Genomic DNA, 19,577 nt, shown 5'->3' on the forward strand with positions numbered 1-19,577 from the left:
TACTTAAAGTCTACTTTTCGAAGTAATCAGACTTATATATTGAATCCAAGACTCACCATAGCAACCTATCTAAGGACCTTCTCTTTGGTTTTGAGATTAGAATGTAATTACATTCCTTTGACCAAGATGGTATCGTAAGGAGTTGAAAATTGGACAGTTTGCTCTACAAATGAGAGCAAAAAATACTTTTCTTGATTTACACGTCTTTTTCTTTAATATGATTATAACGAGTTAGATAAAATCTGTTACAAAGCATACGAGGTTTGCTTCTCATTACAGTAAGCACTTCATATTAACGAAATTTTGGCAATTTAATTGAAAAATAAAGCAATACTCATTTCAAGCATGGGTAACATTATAGAATGGTTTGATTTTGGGTTATTTATTTTTATGGCCCCAATCATTGGGGCAAAATTTTTTCCTCAAGAATCAGCAAGCACTTCAACTATTGACGCTTTAATGGTATTTGCAATTGGCTTTCTTTGTCGTCCTATTGGCGGTATTTTTTTTGGTTATTTTGGAGATACTCGCGGCCGGGCAAAAACATTAAGAATTTCAATACTCATTATTACATTATCCACCTTCTTTGTTGGCATTATTCCATCTTATGATGAAATAGGATTATTAGCTCCGACCCTATTTATTTTACTGCGATTAATTCAAGGATTATCCATAGGTGGTGAATACAGCGGTATAATGATTTATCTGGCTGAATCAGCTTCACCTAAACATCGGGGATTTATCACTAGTTTTGCAGCAAGTGGAGCAAATTTAGGGTTTTTATTTGCAACATTAACATTAATATTACTTAATTTATTTTTTTCTGTAGAAACTATCAATACTTGGGCCTGGCGATTACCTTTTCTTGTAGTAGGTATATTCGGTTCATTACTTACATATTATCGTTTTCAATTATCTGAAACCAAGGTGTACTCATATTTAAAAACAAATCATCTTATTGAAAATAGACCCTTTATAACAGCTATGAGATATGCCCCTTACCTGCTCATTAAAATTTTGGGGCTTACTTGTATGAGCGCCACATTTTATTATTTTTTTGTTGGTTATATCTCCACCTATTTAGAACATTACATGGGTTTCCCCTTCAAAACAGCGTTAACTTTTCAAACTATCATATTAATTACCATGTTATTTATCGTCCCCTTTGGAGGAGTTTTTGGAGATTATTTTAGTCGAAAAAAAATGATAATAATCACAAGCTTAGCTATTATGTTATTAATTTTCCCTTGTTTTTATTTATTGCAGTTTAAATCATTATTAATGACTTCTTTAGCTCTAGGTATAGCAACCCTTCTTAGCTCCTTAGACCAAGGTAATACCATGACAGCAATTATTGAAAATTGCCCTGAAAATATACGTTACAGCGGCATAGCTTTTTCATACAATTTAGGAAATGCCTTATTTGGTGGGACTACCCCGCTAATTGTTACCTTACTTATAAACAATATTAGTCCTACAGCCCCCTCATATTATCTATTTTTTATGACCATTATAGGTTTGATTACAGCAATAACATTGCTTCCAAATAATCAATCCAGAAAGGCAATTTCTCCCGTACGGCCACCAGATCTATCGGTTTTGCCCATATTAAGCAAAACTAATAAGTAGGTGCAAAATCTAGAGGTATTTGGCTTAAATTTTTGTAAATAAAAAGTACACTATCGTATAAATATATCGAAAAAACAGTAGCCGTCACAATCAATTCTGCACTACATGGTTTTTAAGAGGTGCGTCTTCTGCATTAAGCGAACAAATTATCACCCAATGTGAAAACCGATTCAAAAATGCGCTATATTTAAACACACGGCACAGCTGGGGACAGCAATGACTGTGAGGGTATAAACGAAGGGGCCTCATTGCCGGCCCTTTCACCCCGCTAGGATATTTTTGGAGGGTATTTTTATGTTAACAATGTCTCTGTTCGGTAACATGAAAACTGGTTATTGAGAAATTTTCATCAGACTCATTCTTTGTAAATTCTCTTTATCAGACGATAAAGACAGAAACTCTAATGTATCTTAAAAAGATTTGTTTGAAGCTTAATTTAAACAAAAACTTAGGGCAGCCATTCAGTTCCCGACGTCCCGCGGGACGTTGCGTTTTGGACGACGAATTGTCAACAGTCCCTAATTCATCTCTTTCTTTAACATGGAAGTACCAAATTTTGATTATTGTTTAAAAAGTTTTATCCACCCGAGTTTTTGTTTGTGGCGAGACCTTTTGAGTAAAGCAAGATCAAGGATCTTTTTAATATCGGATCTTTTTAAAAACTCAATGAGTTCTTTTTTATTGCTAGTATGCGTGATGTCTTTTAGTTTTTCCAATCGCTTTTCAACGGCTTTGATAGACACATAACATGCTTTGGCGATTTGCTTATAACTCAAACCTTGAAGTAAATAATATCCTGTATGCGCTAAGGTATAATTCAGATCAAGGTGTTTTCCTTCTACATTAATTGAAATAGACTTAATTTGCGTATTTTCTATAAAATAATCAATTTCACGATAAAATTCTTGTTGCTTCAGTGCATTTTTTATCATGCCTAAATCACGTAAAGAAATGGCATGGTCCAACGCTCCCTCAATAATTTTTTTAGCCTTGTCTTTAAAATAAAGAATAAAGCGCTCTAAAATCTCTTGATGCTGTATGTAGAAGTTATTAATTTCATCGTTGTAACTCATGGCAGCAAAGTTAAAGTGCTCTTCTTTTGAATCAGAGCTTTTGATAATGGTCACACCATGAGCGATATTAAAATTTTCTCGAGCATCTTTCAAAATCGTCATCAAAGGGCTGTCTTTGGGCAGACCATCCCAAAGGATAAAATCATGTTCAGGCTGCATTACGGGAAGATAATTGACATAATTTTTATCAATGCAATTTTTCAGCCATGGGTAATTATTGGTGAGTAGCACGAATTTATCACCTACAGATAAGCGATACGAAAAAAAAGTTAGGTCAAAAGACTCAAAGAGAGGTTGAGCAATTTTTTCTATAGCACGACAAGTCGCTTTAAGATATTTCTCATTCGTTTTGCTTAAATATTTATTTCTCAATTTAGGCCTCAACGATTTTGCTTAGAAATTAGCGCCATCCATAGTCGCTGGTGCCATATTCTTCTCCAGTACTCACATTTTGGGGGTTAGAATTTGTTGTCTTTGTACAAGAGCTAAGAAATAATGTTGCCCCTAAAAAGCATATAACTAGAGTAATTCTTTTAAATAATTTAATTGCAGTCATTGATATTCCCTGTTCAAAAACGAATGTCATTCACAATTACTTCTCTAATTCTAAGAGAAAATAGTTTATTAAAAACAATTATGTTCTTGGGTTCAGAATACAACATAGCCAGATAAGCTTCAATTGCATAAATCTGAGCTTCTTGTTGTTATAAATGGAATAGAGTGCGTTAACAATTGATAGTTAGTCTGGCTTCGAATTTTTTTGCTGAGAGTAGGCAAATATTTTGCGGATGAGCAGATTAGTTTTTTAGAATAAGTTAGAATAGTAGGTCATAGAAACGCCTCTTTAAGACACTTCCTCTTAACAAGCAAAGATATGATTCAATGACTATGAAAAATAGACGTAATGAAAAAACAATGCTTAATCTTATTGTCCAAGTAGCAAAAAGTGATGAAAGAATTAGAGCCGTGATTATGAACGGCTCAAGAGCAAGCCCGTCTGCAAAAAAAGATATTTTTCAAGATTATGATATCGTATATTTAGTCACAGATGTGGTGCCATTTGTTGATGATAAAAACTGGGTGAATCAATTTGGTGAGCTACTCATCATGCAAATGCCTGATGAAATGGATGGGAACTGGCCTAAATCTAAAGACAAATATGTTTATTTAATGCAATTTAAAGATTGGAATAGAATAGATCTCACTTTATTGCATATCAATCAACTCACGACCATGCCGCGAGATAGTCAAAGTATTTTATTACTTGATAAAGATCAGTTAATTGAGTCTTTTGATCCACCCTCAGATCATGATTATTTACCAAAACCGCCTACAGCAAAGGATTTTTTTAATTGTTGTAATGAGTTTTTATGGGTAAGCACTTATGTAGCTAAGGGACTTTGGAGAAAACAGATCACTTACACAAAACATGTTTCAGAGCAGGTCGTAAAAGAAGAGCTCATTCGGATGTTAATTTGGTATGTAGGAACCGAAACCAGTTTTAATAAAACGGTAGGTGCTTATGGAAAATACATTGAAAACTATCTTGAACCTAAAGTATGGCAAGCATTTTTACAAACCTATGTTGATGCAGATTTTAAAAATATGTGGACTTCATTATTCAAAATGTGTGAACTGTTTTATGATTTGGCAAGCAAAGTTTCAAATTATTTTTGTTTTTCTTTTAATCAAGAGGAGTTTGAAAATGTGATAGCCTATTTACATGAAGTTAAAAATAGCGCCTATCAACATGAAATATTGCTTAATTGTAAAAAATAGGAGCTATTTGATGAGTGTCAATTAATGGATAATTAAAAGCTGTTGACAGTACAGAAAAAATGATTTACGTCTATTAAAATCTCTGCTGAACATTTATAAATACGTTGAAAATAAACTTTTTTAATTAGGAAAAACTAAGGGGGGCTGTTGACAATTTGACCAGGATCAAAGCGGTGTCAACAAACCCTATAAATTCTAACTTTTATTGAGATCAACCCACTATGTACTTTATAAGACTCATATTTTTATTATCCGTGGTGAATATAGCGTTTGCAAGTCCATGGTTTACCGGACCTTTGCTCGCGCCAGCAGGCAAAACAATACCCGCGGGACATGTTAATATTGAGCCTTATGGTTTTTTTACTGGCTATCCTAAAGGATATAGAAATATTGAGGGGGTTCCAATTATTAGTGTGGGAATCGCTAGCTTTTTAGATTTACAAACCTCTATCCCTTATGATTACAGTTGGGTTAATGGAGAGCATGGGAATGGCATCGGTGATTACAGTGTGGCTTTAGGAATGCAGGTTTTACGACAACAAGAAAACTCTTGGCTTCCTGATCTGCGTTTTGTGGTACAAGAAGTTTTCCCCACGGGACGTTACGAAAATTTAGATCCTAAGAAGCTGGGGACCGATCAGACAGGTTTAGGTGCTTTTCAAACACTTTTTGGGTTTAATTTCCAAAAATTGATGCAGTTAAAAAACGAACATTATTTACGTACACGGTTGAGTTTGGTTGGAGTAAAGTTCAGCGATGTTATTATTCATGGACCCAATGTCTTTGGTGGCGGAAGTAAGACTCAAGGTAGAGTAAGGCTTAAAAATGCTTATTCTGCTGATTTTGCTATTGAATATACATTAACGCAAAATTGGGTACCCGTTTTTGAAGTGTTGTATGCGCATAGCCCAGAAAGTCAATTTGATGGGAATCCTGGATTCACTCCTGGAGGTACTGCAACGGCAGGTGTAGGAGGAGGCTCTAATGAGCAAGTTTCATTTGCTCCTGCTCTCGAATATAATTTTACCTCAAACTTAGGTGTTATTGGCGGAGTATGGTTTTCTGTAACAGGACCAAACTCCTCTAAATTTGTATCTGGAGTTTTTGCGATTAACTATTTCATTTAGAGCAAAGACCTCAGATTTGTTTGGATCGATTCTGACTACATGCCGCGCTTTTATCGCGGCATTAGTTGACTCTTGATAAGTGTCTTTTATCAAAATAAAATCAAGCACCCTGCAAATTTATTTGTTTCATATGCTAAATTTAGCATAATGAATTACTTTTTTGTTTTAAGAGTTTTATGGCCCCAAAATTACTTACACTCAGTTTATTAGAAGATCTAGTTCGTATTGCTGCATTAAATCAGGAAGGTAAAACTGCGGATTACATTCCGGAACTGGCTAACGTGAATCAAGAATTGACAGCAATTGCTGTGCAACCTATAGGTAAGGCGTTTGTTTCTTATAGTAATAGCACGCTTCATCCAGTAACGTTGCAAAGTACCGCCAAAATGATCCCATTGATAGGACTTCTTGAAGAATATGGCGAGGAGCAACTGTTTAAATGGGTTAAGGTTGAGCCATCTGGCGATGACTTCGCTTCAATTACTCGCTTAGAACAATTCGGTCCTAAACCATCAAATCCTATGTTGAATGCTGGGGCCATCACTTTATGTTCCCACATTCCTGGCAATGGCGAGCAACAATTTCGATGGTTAGAGAATTGGGTGCGAAAATTATTTAATCAACGCCTCAGTATTAATCCTTTGGTTTTTGCTTCAGAAAAACGAACGGGGGATCGTAATCGCGCGCTTGCGTATATTTTGAAGAGCCGAAATAATCTTGGTGCTGATATTCAGGAAACATTAGATTTGTATTTTACTCTATGCTCCTATGAAGCAAAATTAGAACAAATGCTTTTCTTACCTACTTTGCTCGCAAATGGAGGAGTAGATTTTGATAGTGGCGAACAAATTATTTCTGCTGAAACGTGTAAGATTGCTTTAGCAATTATGGCAACTTGTGGCTTATATGATGAAACCGGTACTCATATGGTTAAAACAGGGATGCCGGCTAAAAGTGGGGTGTCTGGCTATACGATTGCTGTTGTTCCTGGAAAAGCCGGCATTGTGGTATTAAGTCCAAAAGTTAATGCTAAAGGAAATAGTATACGAGGTGAAATTATGTTGGAAGGTTTATCTAGGGCGTTGAATTGGCACTTTGCTTTGCCTTAACTTGGACCCTCTGCTTTTGCAGAGGGTACCGCTCTTTAAGCGATTTAGAACTTTGAATGAGTAGATTATTGTATGAGCACTCTTAAATTGCCATACAATGATCTTCATGAGTAGAGTCTAGTGCATCGGATAATATGGCAATAGGGTAGGTGACAAACATTGAGGCAAGCGCAAGGCTTATACCAAATGAAGCAATTGTAAATGTGATTGAGGTAATTGCCGGTAGAATCGGAACAACTGTCGATAAAAAGAGACATACACCGATCCCTAAAATAAGATCTTCTGCTTTGGGTTTAGAATCAATGAATGCGTCCATTGTCAATAAATAAGGATATATGGCTACTTCTCCACATTTAAAAAAGAAAGAACCATAAAAATGAGTTAATGATTTAGTTGCTGACATACATGTTCTCCAAGGCTTTTATTTTAGCGCAAGTATACTGTTGAATTATTAAGAAAATATTAGGTAAAATCGCATTGATTTTCAAATTTTTTTCCCTATTAATATATATTTGTTTTCTTATAAAAATGCCCCAATCTTTACAAACCATGATTTATGTACTTTAATATTTTTAAAGGTGTCTAAGATTAATAGAAATAAAAAGCTAGAGTCTGTTGATAATTGGCTCTAATCTTCTAAATGTCGCATTATGCACGACATCCAGTTTTTTCAAGAGCCTAATATTAGTTCAAATAGATTCACTGTTCGGCCTTTCGCATAAGCTCGAGATGTAGGGAGCCGAATAGATTGTCACCAAACTCTATAATATAAATAGGATATTTATTTTGAGCTTAGTATCCTCTTAAAAAGGAGTTTAATGATGCACTTAATTTTACTTATTATATTAATTTTACTTTTAATCGGCTTACTTCCTAGATGGCCCTATAGCAGAGAATGGGGATATTATCCAAGTGGTGGAGTGGGTTTACTTCTTATTATTTTAATTATTTTGTTACTTATATGACCTTAATTTTTGGATAATATAAGCATTAGAAAAATTAGCCGATTGGGATAAGTTGGTGACATGCAAATTAATGGTCCAATCTTATGCCTCAAATTGCAACTTTGAGGAAATAGATAACTTATTTCAATCATCATTTTTTAAGAGTTTTAAGCCCGGGTAATAAATTTTTATATTTTCTAGCGTTTATGCGATTATCTTATCTATTTGATTATTATGAATTTGTCATTTCTTATAATTATTAAATTGAATAATATATAAAATAATTAATCAAATTTTACGCAAATGGTTCTAAAATAAAAAATGAGACAAGTAAAAACGCTCTCATATCTTATTTTCCATAAGCTATTTCTTTTGTTCTAATTTAAATAAGCTTTGATAATTCTAATTTGTTATAAGGAGATAATTATGAAAAGGATATTATTAGCTTTATTAACATTATTTATTTTTTCAACATCAAATGCAGTAGGTGGTGCTGGAGGCGCAGGTGCCACGGGTGGTGGCAGCGGAGTAGGTGGTAGTTCTGGAAACAGTGCTGGGACTGGCATGAATAATGGCTCTGGGCCTGGAACCGGTGTGAATAGTGGAACTGGTGTTGATAACAGTACTAGCACTGGAACTGGTGTTGATAACAGTACTAGCACTGGAACTGGTGTTGATAACAATACTAGTACTGGAACCGGTGTTGATAACAATACTAGCACTGGAACTGGTGTTGATAACAATACTAGCACTGGAACCGGTGTTGATAACAATACTAGCACTGGAACCGGTGTTGATAACGGTACTAGTACTGGGGCTGGTGTTGATAACAATACTAGCACTGGAACCGGTGTTGATAACAGTACTAGTACTGGAGCTAACCAATAAACTGGAAAAATCTATTCAGAGTATACCTGAGGACAATATTAAAGTATTTTGCCTCAGGTATCGTTGACTTAGCCGATAAACGGGCGAGTATTTGTAGTCAATTTCATTTTAGAATAATCATTTTTTTACGACATATCTTTCCTTGTTGGGGGCTATCCCCCAATGTTATAACCAGATTGACTTAATCCAGCAAAAGACAGTATAGTTTTATTTCGATTGTTTTGAGCGTCATATTCCTATTTAGCTGGTGGTAATCGTTGTTGTAGCTCATCTACAAGAACACGTTTATTTTCTGAATAATCAATTGGAAAAACAATAAGATGAACTCCTCCAGTTGTGAACGCATTTTCTAGAATAGATTGAAAACTTTCAATAGTTTCGACTCTTGTACCGCGCGCTCCATAAGATTCAGCATATTTGATTAAATCAGGATTGCTAAACGTCATACCAAAATCTGGGAAATGATCAATAGCTTGTTTCCAGCGGATCATACCAAATGCGTTATCTTCTATAATGAGTATCACTAAGTTTAATTTAAGCCGCACCGCAGTTTCTAATTCTTGACTGTTCATCATAAAACCACCGTCCCCACAAACAGCCATCACACGACGATTAGGATATAATAGAGAAGCCATAATTGCCGAAGGAAGACCAGCTCCCATTGTCGCAAGCGCATTATCGAGTAAAATGGTATTGGCCATTTGAGTTCGATAATTTCGAGCAAACCAGATTTTGTACATGCCATTGTCTAGTGCAAGAATTCCATCATGAGGCATTACCTGTCGGACATCATGCACCAGTCGTTGGGGGGTAAATCGATTTTCAGTAGATCGGGCAGCAATTTTGCTCAAAATACCCTCTCGTAAAGGAAGAAGCGCATTTGCATGAGGAATTTTTCCTTCTATTTTATCTGCAAGTAATTTTAAAGAGGGTCCCATATCACCAATAACTTCTGCTTGCGGAAAATAAACTTGTTCCACAGTCGCCGTTTGATAGCCTACATGGATCACTTTAAGGTTTGATTGTTCCATGATAAAAGGAGGTTTTTCTACGGTACTGTGCCCAATCGTAATAATGAGATCCGCTTTTTCTATTGCTTCATGCACATAATCTCGTGCTGAGAGTGCTGCGGTGCCCATGTATAATTCTGTTGCTCCAGAAACAGTCCCTTTACCCATTTGCGTCGTGAAATAGGGGAGTTTGGTACGCACGATAAATTCGGCAAGAGCATTAGTTGCTCTTGGTCGTGAAGCCACTGCACCGAGCATGACTAAAGGGCGCTTAGCTCGCATAATCATTTCTGCGGCACGATTTAAGGCTTGCTCGCTCGCAATGGGGTATTCAATGGGATGAGGTGGAATGAGAGGAATTTTTTTACTTTTCTCAGCGGCAATGTCTTCAGGAAGTTCTAAATGAACTGGACCTGGACTTTCTTCTTGTGCGAGGTGAAACGCTTCTCGTACTAGGGTAGGGATTATAGAAGGCGAAACAATTTGACGCGACATTTTGGTGAGTGGTTGCATTGTTGCTACAGTATTCACCATCTGAAAACGTGCCTGATGCGAGGATAAAACCCCCTTTTGCCCGGTAATCATGATCATTGGCATTCCACCAAGCAGGGCATAAGCGGCTCCAGTAGTAAGATTAAGTGCGCCAGGACCAAGAGTTGTGATACAGACGCCAGGTTTTCCTGTTAATCTCCCGTAGGTTGCTGCCATAAATGCTGCTGCTTGTTCGTGTCGAGTTAACACGAGTTTGATGGACGAATTGCGAAGTGCTTCGACAACATCAAGATTTTCTTCTCCAGGAATCCCAAAAATATATTCTACACCCTCATTTTCAAGGGCTGCAATTAGGAGTTCAGAACCTTTGATCATCTCTTTATTCCTTATTTATTCCATAAGTAGTCCTTATTTTAATAGTATAACTAAAACTGTCTTTCTATGCTCTTGATAGGATTTAATTAATGGTTAATTTTTTCAGACTCAGTTATTCTTTTGAAAAAATATAGGATAAGGATCTGTCTTATGAAATATACCATTTTTTCATTGATATTAGCTCTCACTGGTTGTGCAGTGGCTCAGGCGTCGCAAAAATCTGTTATATGTCATATGAAAGGTATCGAAGACCCTCTCTCTTTTATCGTCCCTAGTAAAATGGGTGATTTTCCTAAAGTTGATTTTGCTTATCCCGTTAATGTGACGCGATTTAGTATGAGAGAGAGCAATTTACTTCTAGTCGCTATGGACCAAGATGAGCGTGATCGCCCGAGAATTTTTATTTCAGCGCAATTCAACCAACATGACCGGGTTTACATAGGGCAATATATGACAGATTTAGGGGGCAATCAATTGCAATTAGATAATGGTTCCGTTTCCTGCATATTAAAATAATGTTACTGCAAGTTTAATTTATTAGGAGTATTGTCCTTGAGTTAAGACATGGTCATTTTGGATGCTGATGAATTCATTTACCAGGATGGAGGCTAGAAAAATATGAATCTCCGCCTAGGTATATAGGCGGAGATTCATTGAATGGCAAGCATCTTAGGATAAGCCTGCATTAATGATTATGGTTTAAACGTCCGATTTGATAAGGTGTCCAAACTATGTAAATCTTTCGTTCGAGTGGCTGCGGCTGCAGCAAAATCAGCACCAATGCCAAACTCATTCCGTGATAAGATTTTTTGTTGTGTGGTATCATAAGCAGGTAATACCCAAAATGGTTCATCAAAGGCTCGAATCTTGGCTCCGAGTAATTTTGCCAATTTTTTTCCAAATGCATCGCTGACAACATCGGAACAGGTATATAACCAGATTTCAGTAGCTGGAACCCAGGCTGTTTTGAGTTTGGTGAGTAACGCTTTAGTGGCAGCTTTTTTGCTGATAGCGGTGATGAGTGCTGAATCCAATCCAGCTGATTTTACATCATTGCCAAGTACAGCGTCCCACTTTCCATTAGTGGTTAACGTTCCTTGAAATCCCACGTTTCCACTTTGAGCGTATAAAAACAGATTAAGCCTGAGTACTCTTGATGCAGAAGATGTTCCAAATCCAGCTACTTTTGGGGCAAAATAATTCACTGTATTAATTAAATCTTCCAGAGAGATAATGACTTGGCCAAAAGGTTTAGTTGCTTGATTATTGGCACTAGTAGCCGCAGGACTGATACTGTCGAAATCTTCAGCTGATGGAAGCCATTTATTATTCGCTAAACCTTGGACTTCATCTGCTTCAGTGGCCCATGGTTTTGGAAAGTTGGCATAACAGGCGAGTTCATAACTAATGACCGCCCCACTTGTAGTTGAGCCGCCGCCGCTTCCACCCCCTTTATCTTCATAACTGGCAGGAATAATTGAAGCGCCTGATTGTCCTAAACTTCCCCAGTTCATTTTTGACAGTACTTCATCTGCTCGACTAGTGCCGCCAAAGAGATTACGCACATCATCGGGTACCCCAGGCATAATTGGATCACTCGTTCCGGAGCTACTATCCCCAGATCCATCTATAGTAGATCCATCATTTCCTAGACTAGAAGATGTGGAGGAGGGAGCTGTTCTTGGTGATTGCTTATCCATTTCCTTGGCAGTATTCAATAAAGCACCACCTTCAGAAATGTTTTTAGTAGAGCCCGCATTTGCTGTAGGTAAACCCATTGCCGCCAAGGCTAGTTGTGCAGCGATTTTCTTTTCTTCAATATCTTTTTGAGCCGCAACAGCTAAATTAGCTGCGGCTTGTTTACCGGCCTCAACACCTGCTGTAGTTGAATTAGAGCCTAATGCTTGTGCTAAGGCTGCAGTAGATGCAAGACCTGCCATGTCACGAAACATGCTACCGTTTTGAACAGCATTTAATATAGCTCCCACTCCCGTTGGATCAGGCAGGGCTGTAGGATTCATAATATTCAACACCGGGGACCCTAGCTGGCCAGGGGTAACATCAACGGGTTGAGAACGAGACTCCATCTGAATTGCTGCAATTTCGGGTGGCTGTAGTGGTATAGGCGAATCTTGCCAATTCCAAAAACGAGTGGCATCAAGTAGTTCTGCGCAGTTAGAGCGACCCAGTACTGCTTCAGCAAAAACCCCGCCAGTTGGAATGGGGATCAGTTGTTCTATTGCTGTGTCTGTACCTAAGATTAAACCACGATCTTTTAACCACCCACGCCAATTTTTATGGGCTTCATCTTCAGTATCTGAAGTATTAGTTTCAATTCCCACTGCTTCAATAAAGCTTGGCATGCGAAATACTAAATAATTGCTTGCGACCATGACCGGATTGGGATCAATTAAATCTCCTATGGGTTTACCTTCAAAGGTATATGAGGATAAAAGAAGAGCAATTTGTGACGGGTCTAGGGCGCGCCAAATTGCTTGGCTATAATACAGTCGATTTTGCTCCAGGTGCATTTCTAATTCAGTTTCGTCACTTTGGTTGACCAAAAAGCGACAGAGTTGCATTTCTACTGCATTAGGACTAATTTCAACAGGTAAGCTAATAGGAAATTTAGCGCTGTTGTAACTGAGCTGCAACGTTAACCTCCCTGTTAAGTAGCTTGTATTTGCGGAAGTAATCCTGATTGCAGCAATCTCTTGAATGGGAATTGCTTCACTAGCGATCCAATTGATTGGACTAATGCTGGTTAATTTAACTATATTTCCAGATTGTAAGTCTATATTTACTGCAGTAATGGAAATGGATGAACGATTTTGTGCCGTCAAATCCAGTGAAACTCCGTAAAATTCGGTTTCACCCGGTAATGATACATTGTTCGTACTTGGTTTTGTTATGCTTCCTAAAGTGATGCGTGAGGCTCTGATTAATTCATCATTGATCCAATAAGGTCCACTTGCCTGAGGTGTTGTTGGTGACGTTGTGGGCTCGGCTTCTGCAGACGGTGTATTTGCGCTGTCCGCTGGGTTGTTTGTTATGGCAGACATGCGCATAGAAACACTGCTTATTCTGTCGATTGCGGCTACATTATCAAATATGGAGCGTATTGGTCGAAGAGGCAAGGTAGGTTGAATCATTACAGAGCCGAATTCTCTGCTTAATAATTCTCTTGCACGTTGACTAATCGCTGCATTGGCAAGTACTCCTTGATAACGTTTAATTGTTGCATGGTTAAATTGGAGTAATTTCATGGGCACAAAAAGACAGCGCTCTACTTGTTGTAATTGAACATTGACCCGATAAATTTCAATCACTTCATAATATTGGATTGTTAAAGCATGCATATGATTGTAGTTGGCAATAATTCGAGTAGATACAGATTGGTGCTCTTCTTCTGAAACCTCTTTGACTACGGATGCGCGGCGATCTCGTACTGAAGATGCTGCCTGCTGCGTTGCATCAGTAACACGCTGATTCATAGTGGCAGCAAGGTTACGAGTTCCTGATGAAGTTGAAAAGCTTTCAGCATTAGAGCTCGATGTCGCGGAAGATCCACTTCCACCTAAGGTTAATGGCCCTAAACTTAATCCTAAACCGCCACCACCGGCAGAAGTAGTGGAACTGCCGCTGGTTTTAGAAAATCCCGTTTGAACTTCTGAGGCAACCGCATTTTGTACTTCACTAATTGCACGATTATGGGTGGTAGTATTCGTTAAATTTTCTGCTTCAGTGATTGTTTCTTGTTCCGAAGCTTTAACTTGTCGAGACCAATCCATCACCGCAATACGAGTACTTTCACCGGGGGCTAGTGCAACACTATGCAATAAATTGCCTAAGGTGACTCCTTGTGCAAACCAAGATTGGGCAAAGGTTAGCATTGCTCCAACAGCGGGTACTTTAAAACCAAAATCAGAAGAGACAGTGGGCGCAATGTCAATGGGGCCTGCAGTATTTAAATCCGTTGTTTCTTGGGCGCTAACCTGATCAATAACTACCGAACGATAATAATGTCGCTCCGTCGGATACTCCCCTAGTCTGGGAACCAATTCACTCCCTTTTTCTTCTCCATCTTGGTTTAATTCTGGAATTCCTACATCTAATATTACTTGAGAGGCGCAAAAAGGGGGCCAGCGCCCCAAATCACCGATTGTGTCAATTTGCAGGTTATTTTTGATTTCATTAGCAATAGCAGTACTTATATCTCTAAAAACAACAATATCAGCTCCTACTAAAGCATCGGGGGTCAGGGGTGAATCTGGATCAATAATGCTTGATGAAATTCGACCTGAGCGAGCAATAATTGAATGACCTTCTCCGTTTGCTGCCGAAGCAATCTCTTGGGAAATCAAGAATAGAGGGCAGGTTGCTAAATCGTAAATTGTTTTAATGCCTAACTTATTCAAGGTTTGTTCTGTTTGATTCGATACTCCTAGTAAGGTTGAAACAGGTTGACTTAAGGCTTGTAGTGCATCCATTTTAGTAAATTGGAATTTTAATCCATCACGGTATCCCATTTTAAACTCCTTTATTACTTCCATGTATTAAAATTATACGACACTTTTTTAACCTCTATCGTATTGAGCAACGGTTGCCTAAGTAAATCCGTGGCGTTTTTCTTTTTGAAGATACAGCTATCTCAAGGTTAGAGACGTGATATTCTGTTTCATTTTGTTGCAGCAAGCTATGCTAAAGTGATAAAGCTTAAAAGATATTAGTGATATAAAATAAAGTTATTTTTTATATAGAACCGTTTTTATTTGGGACAGGATTCTGTATAAATGCTACTCATTTTACGGGATAATATTCTTTTAACGACATAAAAGACATTTCTATGCCTTTTATGTCGAGCTCACGTAGTTAGGAATCTTATATGCCAGAATATTGTATTCAAGCAGCTATGTTCCGGATCCCTTTTTTTCTTATTAATCGTTTTGTACACGATTTTTGGATTTTAAGAGAAGTTGGAAGTAAGAAGGTAGTGGCTCAATTGCACGGACTTGCCACTTCGAGGAAGACCGGTAAAATAGTGCCTATTGGCTACAGCCGAGGGCATAGTTTAAAAGCTCATTGCATCACTTATGATGCCAATTTTGCGAATCTACATGGATTACAATTAGGCTCTTTTGAACTACCTATTCATGCCTATCACACCGTATGCACAAATAAAGATTGCATACAGCACTGGTTGCGAATAAGAACAGCAGTAGAAGTAATAAATAATTTAGATCTTGATTATCCTCCAGGTGGATTTAGCATTCCTTGGTCATCTACAATTAACAGTAATTCAATTTATCATACTTTTTCTCAGGTTATGGGTATCCCAATGCATATATTTAAGGGGTTTGTCCAAATTGGGATACAAACATCGATTTATGATCAGATTAAAAGTTATTTATAAAATAAAATGATACTTTAATGAACAGTAATCTATTTTTCAGATAATATATCAATTTTACTAACAAAACATTTTGTCTCGCCACTCCAGGGAAGGGTGTAGGCATCACAATGATAGCTAATAATTACATGTTTATTATTTTCCATGGCAAAATCAGCTTGTTTTACTAAATCGGTGTTGAATTGGCCTAGCGTAAAATGAAAAGCACGGCCGCTTGCGCCAGTGGCATTTTCTAGACCACCTAAGATCATTTCCCCTTCATAGGTTCCCCAAAATTTACCTTCTTTTGCAACCTTAACAATAATTCCTGATTTTTGTCCTTTTTGTACGGTCCAGCACCCTGTTAACAAACTTACGGTGACAAGCAGAACAGAAGAAAAGAGTATTTTTTTCATAATAGAATCCTAGAATCAGGTGAAATGAGCTGCTCATATAAATTGTATTGTAGAGCAGCTTTATTGCGGAAATAATAATATGACGTTCAATTAATTTAAAGAATTCTTTTATGTATTCTATACGAGTAACAATTTATAGTGCTCCCTGATTTGGGTATTGTTTAAAAAACTTGATCATTTCAGATAAGACATAAGGTAGGGCTTCTATATGATCGAGTTGGTCACTGACAGATTTAATAAAGACCTCACTATTATGTTGTATCAATTGGTTATAGGCTATTTCGGCTCCAGAATAAGGCACATCTTTATCTCCTTTTGTGCCAACAAGTAATAAAGGTGCTGTTGGAGTAAAATCATAATGATTAAAATAGTGCTTCAGTTTCTCTGAATTGTTTTCAGTATGATTTAAGATGGCATAAAAAAATTCTGATTGAAAAATTAATGCTGGATTTGGAGGTAAAGCATTAAGTATCTCATTAGTGGAATGCAATCCATCAAATAATTCAGGAATGATGGCATTATAAGGACTGATAAATATTTGATTTAAATCAGTCCAATAATTTTTGTAAGTTTGTAGCGAATAGAAAAAATAAGCTAAATATGCAGTTGCTCTTGGCCCAGGATTGAGCATAATAAATTGCATGGTTTCCTCCCAGTCGTAGGGGGCTGAACCTAAGGCAACAGCGGTAACGGGATGTTTTGAGTCTTGTGTTGCGAGTAACTCAAACATGACTAAAGAAGAGAATCCTCCTTCTGAATAACCAGCAATATAAAGCTGATCATTGGTTTCAAAATTTATTTTTTCTGCAAACTCTTTAGCAGCTAAAAGCATATCTACACTACTGCTGGCTAGTGTTTCATACTGTACATACGGATGTAATGCTAATTCATTATCACCCAGGCCAAGATAATCAGGCATAACAGTCAGATAACCACCGTGACTGGCAAACAAAGCCGGATAAATGTAATCCTTTTCATTCATTCTAGAAGGAACTTCTTCGCGATTAAAACGAGTCCCATGTTGATAGCTGACAATTCCTGCCTTAGCTATCGTTGAAGGCACAGCAACTAAGCCAGAGGCAATAGTGATGTGGCCATCTGGTGCCGGAGTTTTATAGTTAATTTTATAAAGAGACACATCGTAATTTGCTTCAAGTGCATCAAGAGGAGGCATTTTATTTAATGCGATTTGTGCTACTTCTGTGGAGAGTTTTCCTATAGGAGCATAACTAACCAAGATTTGCTTTTCATTTTCTATGGATTGACTGTAGGAAACGGTATTTAAAAAGAAGCATAAAAAGAAGAAAATTATTTTTCTTAAAGTGAACATGGTTATGTGATTTTTATAAAAGAAATAGGACATAAAAGCTTATTTAATTTTTACTTAAATATCAACAAATTAATTATTCATGAGGAAAAAATTGTGAAGAAGAAAACTTTTACGGATGGTTAACGAGGAGAGTAACCACATCCATGTGGCAGAGCATCATCCATAATGCTATCAATTCCTTTTAAGACATCCATTGTCATTCCTCGTTGTTGTAATCATAACAAACTGCCCTAAATTGTCATCCCTATATTCTCTCAAATTCGTGTAAGAAATTTCTCAAAGTAAAGATGCGTATTCACATAAAACAGGAACAGTCTCAATTTGTATTTTTCAAGAGGGTAGCTACACTAATTATTATCTACCTCAAAATTAAAATAACCTAATCAATATGAAGAAATACAATTTCTATACACGGGTTATTCTATTATTTATTTCTTTATCTTTTTGCGAAGAGATTGTTTTTGCTCAAAGAGCTCCTTTTTTGAATGATTTTTTGCGAATTAGAACGGTCAGTGAGCCAGATCTCTCAAAAAATGGAGATTGGGTGGTTTATAGTGTAGAGGAGGGTAAGGTTAAGACAGAAGGAATTAAAAATATTTGGCTTGTATCCTATGACGGTAGCATAACGAAACAACTAACACACAGTAGGAAAAACAGCAATTACTCTCCTAAATGGAGCCCTGATGGTCAATGGATTGCTTTTTTATCTGAAAGTGGTGACGATAAAACGTCAATCTTGAAATTATTCTCCAAACGAAGGGGAAAAGTGATTCGGTTAACCAATACGCACTATGACATTAGTGATTTTGTTTGGGCTCCCGACTCTAAAAATATTGTATTTATTGCGAGTAAAGCAAAAGATGAAAACCAATCAGAAAATGAACCATTGGTTATTACCCGATATATATTTAAAAAAGATGAAGAAGGTTATTTAGGTTCAGATAGAAGCCACCTGTATCGTATATCAATCCAAAAGAAACAAGCAGAACCGTTAACTTCTGGGCCTTATGATGAATGGGCTCCAGCTTGGTCTACTGATGGTAAGTATATTGCTTTCGTCACTAAAAGAGAAAAAGATCCCGATAGAAATTTCAATTCAGATATCTATTTGATAACACCATCTTTGGGAAGTAAAGCCGTACAACTCACTCATTTTCCTGGAACAGATCTGGATCAAGAATGGGAGTCTGTTCCTTCATGGAGTTCGGATAATTCCCAAATAGCCTATATACGCAGCGCTAATGCTCAAGCAATGTATTATGACTACGCACCTACTCAATTAGCTATAGTTGATGTTTCTAATGGCCAGGAACGAGTTGTGGGGCCTAGAGATCATTGGTTTACAGAACCACAATGGTCCGAGGATGGTAAAATTATTTATGTATTAATGGAAACAAGCAGAAATATTCATCTTAGCACAGTTGATGTACATACTGGTAAGGTACAAAGGCTAACTCAAGGTGCTCGTGTTGATGAATATTTTTCGGTAGCGCATCAACGAATAGTGGTTGTTTCTTCTGATGATCAACATCCTAGTGAATTGTTTGCACTTGAAAAAAATGGTTTAAGACAATTGACACATCATAATCAAAAACTTTTAGAAGAAGTGCGTTTTGAACCCACTGAAGACATTGAGTTTGATAGTTCTGATGGTACTCGAATAGAGGGGTTATTGCTAAAGCCCGCAAATTATAAGCCTGGAAAGCTATATCCTGGGATTTTAAATTTACATGGTGGTCCCGTTGATCAATTTACTCATGAATTTAATTTTGAATGGCAATGGTTAGCCGCTCAGGGATATGTCGTTATAGCTCCTAATCCAAGGGGAAGCTCTGGAAGAGGATTCAATTTTGCTAAAGCTATTTATGCTGATTGGGGTAATCTGGATGTGAAAGACGTTTTGGCGGCGGTAGATTATGTCATAAAACAAGGCATCGCTGATCCCAATAGACTGGCTGTAGCGGGCTGGAGTTATGGCGGTATGCTTACCGATTATGTTATTGCGAGCACAAGCCG

Annotated in this window: 15 protein-coding genes; 9 read left to right on the top strand and 6 right to left on the bottom strand. The window is 37.2% G+C overall.

What is annotated here, in order from left to right:
• The first annotated feature begins 315 nt into the window (after positions 1-315).
• On the top strand, positions 316-1,629 hold the full coding sequence (locus tag Lsan_RS05815; protein WP_133134210.1) for an MFS transporter: 1,314 nt from the start codon (positions 316-318) through the stop codon (positions 1,627-1,629).
• A gap of 560 nt (positions 1,630-2,189) precedes the next feature.
• Here the strand turns inward: Lsan_RS05815 and Lsan_RS05820 are convergent.
• Positions 2,190-3,074, bottom strand: coding sequence for a helix-turn-helix transcriptional regulator (locus Lsan_RS05820; RefSeq protein WP_058513558.1), 885 nt, complete (start codon positions 3,072-3,074; stop codon positions 2,190-2,192).
• Positions 3,075-3,590: 516 nt separating this feature from the next.
• Between Lsan_RS05820 and Lsan_RS05825 the strand changes: the two genes are divergently transcribed.
• From Lsan_RS05825 to glsA, 3 genes are all read left to right on the top strand, one after another.
• Positions 3,591-4,481: an aminoglycoside 6-adenylyltransferase gene (locus tag Lsan_RS05825; protein ID WP_058513698.1), complete on the top strand. Its 891-nt coding sequence runs from the start codon at positions 3,591-3,593 to the stop codon at positions 4,479-4,481.
• Positions 4,482-4,702: 221 nt separating this feature from the next.
• Positions 4,703-5,608, top strand: coding sequence for a hypothetical protein (locus tag Lsan_RS05830; RefSeq protein WP_058513559.1), 906 nt, complete (start codon positions 4,703-4,705; stop codon positions 5,606-5,608).
• A 176-nt stretch (positions 5,609-5,784) separates the two neighbouring features.
• Positions 5,785-6,717 (top strand): glutaminase A, encoded by a 933-nt coding sequence (glsA, locus tag Lsan_RS05835; RefSeq protein WP_058513560.1) that lies wholly within the window; start codon positions 5,785-5,787, stop codon positions 6,715-6,717.
• 82 nt (positions 6,718-6,799) lie between these two features.
• Here glsA and Lsan_RS05840 read toward each other — a convergent pair whose 3' ends face one another.
• Entirely contained in the window at positions 6,800-7,120 is a 321-nt protein-coding gene (locus Lsan_RS05840; protein WP_058513561.1) for a hypothetical protein, read from the bottom strand.
• 415 nt (positions 7,121-7,535) lie between these two features.
• Between Lsan_RS05840 and Lsan_RS21450 the strand changes: the two genes are divergently transcribed.
• Both Lsan_RS21450 and Lsan_RS05845 read left to right on the top strand, forming a co-directional pair.
• Positions 7,536-7,682 carry a DUF3309 family protein gene (locus Lsan_RS21450; RefSeq protein WP_272947135.1) on the top strand — a complete coding sequence of 49 codons (147 nt, stop codon included), beginning with the start codon at positions 7,536-7,538 and terminating at the stop codon, positions 7,680-7,682.
• A 405-nt stretch (positions 7,683-8,087) separates the two neighbouring features.
• Positions 8,088-8,549: a hypothetical protein gene (locus Lsan_RS05845; protein WP_058513562.1), complete on the top strand. Its 462-nt coding sequence runs from the start codon at positions 8,088-8,090 to the stop codon at positions 8,547-8,549.
• Between the two features lie 236 nt (positions 8,550-8,785).
• Here Lsan_RS05845 and Lsan_RS05850 read toward each other — a convergent pair whose 3' ends face one another.
• Complete coding sequence (locus Lsan_RS05850) at positions 8,786-10,426, bottom strand: acetolactate synthase large subunit (protein WP_058513563.1); 1,641 nt, start codon at positions 10,424-10,426, stop codon at positions 8,786-8,788.
• Between the two features lie 150 nt (positions 10,427-10,576).
• On the opposite strand from Lsan_RS05850, the gene Lsan_RS05855 reads away from it, so the two are divergent.
• On the top strand, positions 10,577-10,942 hold the full coding sequence (locus Lsan_RS05855; protein ID WP_058513564.1) for a hypothetical protein: 366 nt from the start codon (positions 10,577-10,579) through the stop codon (positions 10,940-10,942).
• 176 nt (positions 10,943-11,118) lie between these two features.
• On the opposite strand, the gene Lsan_RS05860 is transcribed toward Lsan_RS05855, so the two are convergent.
• Entirely contained in the window at positions 11,119-14,955 is a 3,837-nt protein-coding gene (locus Lsan_RS05860) for a hypothetical protein (protein WP_058513565.1), read from the bottom strand.
• 356 nt (positions 14,956-15,311) lie between these two features.
• Here Lsan_RS05860 and Lsan_RS05865 point away from each other — a divergent pair, with 356 nt between their 5' ends.
• Entirely contained in the window at positions 15,312-15,839 is a 528-nt protein-coding gene (locus Lsan_RS05865) for a hypothetical protein (protein WP_058513566.1), read from the top strand.
• A gap of 29 nt (positions 15,840-15,868) precedes the next feature.
• Here the strand turns inward: Lsan_RS05865 and Lsan_RS05870 are convergent, their stop codons facing one another.
• Both Lsan_RS05870 and Lsan_RS05875 read right to left on the bottom strand, forming a co-directional pair.
• The gene (locus tag Lsan_RS05870) at positions 15,869-16,231 is read right to left on the bottom strand and encodes a hypothetical protein (protein WP_058513567.1); all 363 of its coding nucleotides are present in this window, start codon (positions 16,229-16,231) and stop codon (positions 15,869-15,871) included.
• Positions 16,232-16,364: 133 nt separating this feature from the next.
• Positions 16,365-17,561: an alpha/beta hydrolase family protein gene (locus Lsan_RS05875; RefSeq protein WP_058513568.1), complete on the bottom strand. Its 1,197-nt coding sequence runs from the start codon at positions 17,559-17,561 to the stop codon at positions 16,365-16,367.
• Positions 17,562-18,042: 481 nt separating this feature from the next.
• On the opposite strand from Lsan_RS05875, the gene Lsan_RS05880 reads away from it, so the two are divergent.
• Positions 18,043-19,577: S9 family peptidase (locus Lsan_RS05880; RefSeq protein ID WP_237762053.1), on the top strand; the 1,535-nt coding region annotated here is incomplete at its 3' end.

The sequence above is a fragment of the Legionella santicrucis genome, assembly GCF_001468135.1.
Taxonomy (GTDB): domain Bacteria; phylum Pseudomonadota; class Gammaproteobacteria; order Legionellales; family Legionellaceae; genus Legionella; species Legionella santicrucis.

Bases quoted from the DNA above. Each gene is read 5' to 3' on its own strand.
- Lsan_RS05825 (WP_058513698.1), top strand. From the start codon at position 3,591: ATGAAAAATAGACGTAATGAAAAAACAATGCTTAATCTTATTGTCCAA.
- Lsan_RS05830 (WP_058513559.1), top strand. From the start codon at position 4,703: ATGTACTTTATAAGACTCATATTTTTATTATCCGTGGTGAATATAGCG.
- glsA (WP_058513560.1), top strand. From the start codon at position 5,785: ATGGCCCCAAAATTACTTACACTCAGTTTATTAGAAGATCTAGTTCGT.
- Lsan_RS05840 (WP_058513561.1), bottom strand. From the start codon at position 7,120: ATGTCAGCAACTAAATCATTAACTCATTTTTATGGTTCTTTCTTTTTT.
- Lsan_RS21450 (WP_272947135.1), top strand. From the start codon at position 7,536: ATGATGCACTTAATTTTACTTATTATATTAATTTTACTTTTAATCGGC.
- Lsan_RS05845 (WP_058513562.1), top strand. From the start codon at position 8,088: ATGAAAAGGATATTATTAGCTTTATTAACATTATTTATTTTTTCAACA.
- Lsan_RS05850 (WP_058513563.1), bottom strand. From the start codon at position 10,426: ATGATCAAAGGTTCTGAACTCCTAATTGCAGCCCTTGAAAATGAGGGT.
- Lsan_RS05855 (WP_058513564.1), top strand. From the start codon at position 10,577: ATGAAATATACCATTTTTTCATTGATATTAGCTCTCACTGGTTGTGCA.
- Lsan_RS05860 (WP_058513565.1), bottom strand. From the start codon at position 14,955: ATGGGATACCGTGATGGATTAAAATTCCAATTTACTAAAATGGATGCA.
- Lsan_RS05865 (WP_058513566.1), top strand. From the start codon at position 15,312: ATGCCAGAATATTGTATTCAAGCAGCTATGTTCCGGATCCCTTTTTTT.
- Lsan_RS05870 (WP_058513567.1), bottom strand. From the start codon at position 16,231: ATGAAAAAAATACTCTTTTCTTCTGTTCTGCTTGTCACCGTAAGTTTG.
- Lsan_RS05875 (WP_058513568.1), bottom strand. From the start codon at position 17,561: ATGTTCACTTTAAGAAAAATAATTTTCTTCTTTTTATGCTTCTTTTTA.